At 67.8% G+C, this 5,654-nt stretch carries 4 protein-coding genes; 3 read left to right on the top strand and 1 reads right to left on the bottom strand.

The window, feature by feature from the left end:
* Positions 1–244: hypothetical protein (locus V7053_RS17640; protein ID WP_334173567.1), on the bottom strand; the 244-nt coding region annotated here is incomplete at its 3' end.
* A 195-nt stretch (positions 245–439) separates the two neighbouring features.
* Between V7053_RS17640 and V7053_RS17635 the strand changes: the two genes are divergently transcribed.
* The 3 genes from V7053_RS17635 to V7053_RS17625 are packed head-to-tail and all read left to right on the top strand — an operon-like array spanning position 440 to position 5,533.
* The gene (locus tag V7053_RS17635) at positions 440–2,977 is read left to right on the top strand and encodes a hypothetical protein (RefSeq protein ID WP_334173566.1); all 2,538 of its coding nucleotides are present in this window, start codon (positions 440–442) and stop codon (positions 2,975–2,977) included.
* Positions 2,977–4,143 carry an ATP-binding protein gene (locus V7053_RS17630; RefSeq protein ID WP_334173565.1) on the top strand — a complete coding sequence of 389 codons (1,167 nt, stop codon included), beginning with the start codon at positions 2,977–2,979 and terminating at the stop codon, positions 4,141–4,143. Before V7053_RS17635 ends, V7053_RS17630 begins: the two co-directional genes overlap by 1 nt.
* Positions 4,133–5,533: a TniQ family protein gene (locus V7053_RS17625; protein WP_334173564.1), complete on the top strand. Its 1,401-nt coding sequence runs from the start codon at positions 4,133–4,135 to the stop codon at positions 5,531–5,533. The genes V7053_RS17630 and V7053_RS17625 overlap by 11 nt, the downstream gene beginning before the upstream one ends.
* Positions 5,534–5,654: the final 121 nt, after the last annotated feature.

Here is a 5,654-nt window from a genome sequence, read left to right as displayed (position 1 = left end):
TTATCGCCGGCGCGGTGCTCTCCTCTGTCATTCGCCCCCAGAGACGCCCAACTGATGTGACTTGAACCATAACTTTGCCGCGTTGGAAGCATATCTTTGCCGTCAGGCTCCCCGGATAGACCAAACTTTGGCGTTCGGCCACGGCCGAAACGGTAGGGAGGGGAACCATAACCTTGCCGCGAGGAGTAATTGGAACCATAAGCTTGCCATGAGTTGCGACCTCCAGCGTCACCGGTGATGCCATGCGAGCATGCGGTTATCCCACTTCTCGTCAGGAGACACCGCCATGCTCAGTACCGATGCCCTCACCCAGCTGTGTCAGCACCTGGGTCTGTCCGAGCAGGCTCAGGCCCTTATCGAAGCCATTCGTTCCTCGCCTCCCGCTCGTCGGGTGCGCAGTACCGCCGGCAATGTGGCGGTGCGCTATCCCAGTCGGAAGATGGGCCGCACCATCCAGGCGGAGAGCCACCGGAATGAGCTGGCCGGCGTCTATGAGTACGAGTACGACCCCGAGACTCTCGAGTTCTACGACCAGCCCCCAGCGATCAAGCTTGTCTACCGAGCCAAGACCGAGCGCCAGGTCGGTGTCTGGCATACCCCCGACTTCTTCGTGCTCCGAACCGACTCTGTCGGCTGGGAGGAGTGGAAGACCGAAGCGGATCTGCTCCGGCTTGCCCAGACGATGCCCCACCGCTACGTCCAGGGCGACGAGGGGCGTTGGTCGTGTCCACCAGGGGAGCGCTATGCCGAGCCGTTGGGCTTCGTCTATCGGGTCCGCTCCTCCGCAGAGATCGATTGGGTCTTTCAGCGCAACCTGCTCTTCCTCGAGGACTACCTCCGGGTCGATGACCCGGCGGTCAGTGACGATACAGCCGCTGCCATCCAAGCGCTGGTCGCACAGCGGCCCGGGATACCGCTCGATGAGCTACTCGGATGCCTCGAAGGGACAGCCAGCGACGCGATCTATGGCCTGATCGCCACCCATCGGCTCTATGTCGACCTGCGTGCCATGCCCCTAGCTGAGCCGGAGCGAGTGTGCGTCTTCCGGGATCAGGCGACGGCCCAGGCCTACGCGGTGATGATCACGGCCGCGGCGCCTCCCACGGTCGCTCGTCAGAGCGTCTCCCTGGCAGCCGGCGTGTCGGTGGTCTGGGATGGCCAGCTTTGGACGATCGTCAATGCCGGACAGACCACGACCGCACTACTGTCTGCGGATGGCAGCCTGGTCGAACTCCCACCGGCCACAATCGAAGCCCTGATCGGGCAGGGGAAGCTGATTGCGCCCATCGCTCCGGCTCCCGTCGGGATCAGTGCCCAGGCTCGCGAGTGCCTCATGCGGGCCAGCCCGGACGACTTCAGCGAGGCCAACCGCCGCTACGCCATCATTGCCTCGTGCTTGGCGGGGGCTGCACCCGTCACGTCGACCACACCCGCCCGTACCATCCGCTGCTGGCTGGCGCAGTGGCGGAAGGCGGAGCAGGTCCACCACTGCGGCTATGTCGGCCTCCTGCCACGCTGGAGCCAGCGCGGCAACCGCCAGCCCAAGCTCGCGGCGGCCACACGGCAGCTGCTCGATGTCTTCATTGTCAGCGACTACGAGACGCTCAAGCAGAAGCCCCGGTTCGAGGTGTATGCGGCACTGGTGCGCGCCTGCGACGAGCAGGAGCTGCGGCCGCCGAGCTACAAGACGTTCACCCGGGCCGTCACCCGCCGGCCGCGCCAGGACCAGGTGGCCAGGCGGCAGGGACCGCGGGCGGCCAGCCAGGAAGCCCCCTTCTACTGGGAGCTGACCCTGACGACGCCACGGCACGGCGACCGGCCGTTCGAGATCGGGCACATCGATCACACCCAGCTCGACGTCGAACTGGTCTGCTCCCGCACCGGCCGCCCACTCGGCCGGCCCTGGACAACCTTCTTGACCGATGCCTGCTCTCGGCGGCTGCTAGCGGTCTCCCTGAGCTTCGACCCGCCGAGCTACCGGGCCTGCATGCTGATCCTGCGGGAGTGCGTCCACCGCCACCACCGGCTCCCTCAGACCGTGGTGGTGGACGGCGGCCCGGAGTTCGCGAGCGTCTACTTCGAGACGCTGCTGGCTCGCTATGAATGCACCAAGAAGACGCGGCCTGGGGCCGCGCCCCGCTTCGGCTCCGTCTGTGAGCGCCTGTTCGGCACAACCAACAGCCGGTTCATCCATACCCTGGCCGGGAACACCCAGATCCTCCAGCACGGTCGGACTATGACCAAAGCGGTGGACCCCAAGGCGCAGGCCTGCTGGACCCTGGAGCGGCTCTGGACCTACCTGTGCACCTGGGCCTACGAGGTCTACGACACCCTCGAGCATCCAGCCCTCGGGCAGTCGCCTCGCGAGGCTTTCACCGCCGGGCTGCTCCAGAGCGGCCAACGGCCCCAGCGCCTCATCGCCGACGACGAGGACTTCCGGATGCTGACCCTGCCCACCACCCGCAAGGGCACGGCCACGCTCCAGCCCCGCCTCGGGGTCAAGATCAACCATCTGTACTATTGGTCCGATGCCTTCCTCATTCCGGTCATCGAAGGCACCCAGGTGCCGATCCGCTTCGACCCCTTCAATGCAGGTCTGGCGTATGCCTTCGTTGGTGGGCGTTGGGTGCGCTGCATCTCCGAGTACCACGCCGCCTTCACCGGCCGCTCGGAGCGGGAGATCCAGCTCGCCACCGCCGAGGTGCGCCGCCGCCGGCAGCGGCACGGCCAGCAGCTCCGGATCACGGCGCGCGCGCTGGCCGACTTCCTGGTCTCGCTGGAGGCAGAGGAGGTGCTGCTGGAGCAGCGTCTACGGGATGCCGAGGCAAAGAACATTCGACCGCTCCTCGCCCGGGGCCAGCCGGCCAATGCTACCCCTGAGCCGATGGAGCGCGGAGCCCCGCTCGCCGATTCACCGCCGCCCCCCGCGTCTGGTGCAACCGAGGCGCGTCTGGTCGTCTATGAGGACTATGTGTGATGGCGGCCACCGAACGCTTCCCCCACCACCTCCTGGCGCAGTCACCCGCCGATCGCCTGGGCTACTTCGCTGCCAAAGTCGTCGCCCATCCCCGTCTCAAGCAGACCCACCTCGCTCTGCTGCATACCATCGATACACCTGCCGGTGCCTCCCTGATCCTGGTCGTCGGGCCCACGGGAGTCGGGAAGACGACCCTGAGGCTGCGGCTTGAGCAGCAGCTCCTCGCTGGGGCGCTGCCTGAGATGGAGCGGGATCCCGGTCACCTGCCGGTGGTCGCCCTGGAGGCGGCAGCCCCGGACTCGGGCCAGTTCAACTGGAAAGACTACTACACCCGCGCGTTGCTGGCCCTGGAGGAGCCGCTCATCAAGGACAAGATCGATCATGCCCTTCGCGGGACTGGGCGGGTGCGGATCGAGCGGAGCACCTCCACCCCGGACCTGCGTCGGGCGCTCGAGCAGTGCCTGCGGCAGCGTCGGGTCGCGGTCGTCATTGTGGACGAGGCGCAGCACCTCCGGCGCCTGACCAGCGGCCGACGTCTGCTCGACCAGATGGACACCCTCAAATCCCTGGCGGCGCTGAGCGGGGCGGTCCATGTGCTGGTCGGCACCTACGAGCTCCTGGGCCTGGCGGACCTGAGCGCCCAGCTGAGCCGGCGCAGCGTGGTGCTCCACTTCGGCCGCTACCACGCCGAGACGCCGGAGGATCTCCTGGCCTTCAAGAGTGTGCTCCTGACCTTCCAACGGCATCTGCCCCTGGCCACGGAGCCGGACCTGCTCGGCCGCTGGGAGGAGTTCTACGAACGCTCTGCCGGCTGTGTTGGCGTCCTGAAGACCTGGCTGCAGCAGGCATTGGCTGCGGCGCTGGAGGCAGGTGCTGCCACTCTTACTTGGCAGCACCTGGAGCGATCCGCCCCCGCGACCCGCACCCTGCTGAGCATGGTCCGTGAGAGCACCGAGGGGGAGGCGGCCCTCGGACAGCGCGGCCGGGAGCGCGGCGAGCTCCGTCTGCTCCTGGGCCTGGAGACGGAACGGAGCGCAGCCCCCGCCACGACGTCAAAGGGCGGGGACGGGGCTCAGGTCACCACACGGCGTCCCACCGGTCGGGCGGCGCAGCGGCGTCCCACGCGTGATCCGGTGGGCGCGGGGAGGGCCGAGCATGAGCGGTGACGAGTTGACCGTCTATGAGGGATGGGACCTGGCTCGTCCCACCCTCCCGCCGCGCAGCCGCCTCTTCTCGCTTGACCCCATCGGGATCGGGACGTCCGAGACTGAAAGCCTGACCAGCTACATCACCCGGCTCGCCGAAGCCCATGGCGTGCTGGTCCGGCCGTTGGTGGTGCAGGAGATCCTCCCCCTGCTGGATCGCCCCCACTGGGTGCAGACGCAGGACCACCGGCTGCCCCCGACCTTCTGGTGGAATGAGACCCGTGCCTTCAACGGCACCCGGCCTCTGGCTCAGCAGCTGGCGGCCGCCCTCCACACGCTGACCGGTCAGCCCACCTTACGCTTCCTCACGCTGCTGACCTGGGCGGAGGTGCTGTCGGTCCGGCAGCTGCAGCGCCCCACCCGCGCCTGGTGTCCGGCCTGTTACGAGGAACAGCGCCAGGCCGGGCAGGTCATTTACGAGCCACTGCTCTGGTCCCTGGCACCGGTCATCCTCTGTCTGCGCCATCACCAGCGCCTGCAATTCGTGTGCCCCTATTCGGACTGCCGCCGGCCCTCCCCCTGGCTAGGCCCGCGGTCGCGGCCCGGCTATTGCGCCCGGTGCGAACGCTGGCTGGGCCGCCCCTCCATCCCAGAACCGGCCGAGGCGGGTGCGGCCACGCCGGAGGAGGACGAGGCGCACCTTTGGATCGCTCAGGCTCTGGGCGACCTGATCGCGGCCGCACCTACCTTGCCCACTCCCCCACGCCGGGAGCACCTCCTCCAGGCCCTCGCCGCCTCCGTGGAGCGCGTGGCTCAGGGAAACCGCCGTGCCTGGGCTCGAACGTTGGGGCTGGTGATCGAAACGGCCGCCCAGTGGCACACGGGGCTGACGCTCCCCTCGCTGTCGTTCCTGCTGCTGATCTGCAGCCGCCTCGGGACTACACCGCTTCGCTTCCTGCTGGGCGACGACGCCCACGTGCCGCACCGGGCAGAAGCACACAGGGCGCCACGGCTCCCCGCCCCGCCACCACACGCGTGGCCGACCCTAGAGCGGGAGACCACCCAGCGCGTCCTGGGCGAGATCCTGGCCGGCGAGGAGGAGCCGCCCCCGTCCCTCCAGGCCGTCGCTCGGCGTCTCGCCGTCTCCAATCAGCTGCTGCGGTACTACTTCCCCGATGAGTGCCGCGCCATCTCCGCGCGGCATCTCGCGTATCGCAAGGAGCGAGGCAGGCGAACGAGGGAGCGCCTCCGGGAGGAAGTCCGCCAGGCAACCTACCAGCTGCATCACCAAGGGCAATACCCCAGTTCGAACCGCGTCGCCCTGCTCCTCAACCGACCGGCAACCTTCCGGATTGCCGCAGCTCAGGCAGCATGGCACGAGGCACTGCAGGAATTGGGCTGGCGGACATGATGGAACGCATCGCGTCCCTCAGCCCACGGAGCCTTCCCTGCCTGGTGCTGGAACCATAATCTTGCCGCAGCGGCAAACTTATGCTTCAAGTCACAACTGAGGCTGTAGGACTAACCAGAAG

Origin of the sequence: Sinomonas sp., assembly GCF_036848755.1 — a bacterium.
GTDB lineage: Bacteria > Actinomycetota > Actinomycetes > Actinomycetales > Micrococcaceae > Sinomonas.
This window is presented reverse-complemented; position numbering and strand designations above follow the sequence as displayed.

Coding starts and splice junctions, on each gene's coding strand:
- V7053_RS17625 (WP_334173564.1), top strand. CDS start 4,133: ATGAGCGGTGACGAGTTGACCGTCTATGAGGGATGGGACCTGGCTCGT.
- V7053_RS17635 (WP_334173566.1), top strand. CDS start 440: ATGGGCCGCACCATCCAGGCGGAGAGCCACCGGAATGAGCTGGCCGGC.
- V7053_RS17630 (WP_334173565.1), top strand. CDS start 2,977: ATGGCGGCCACCGAACGCTTCCCCCACCACCTCCTGGCGCAGTCACCC.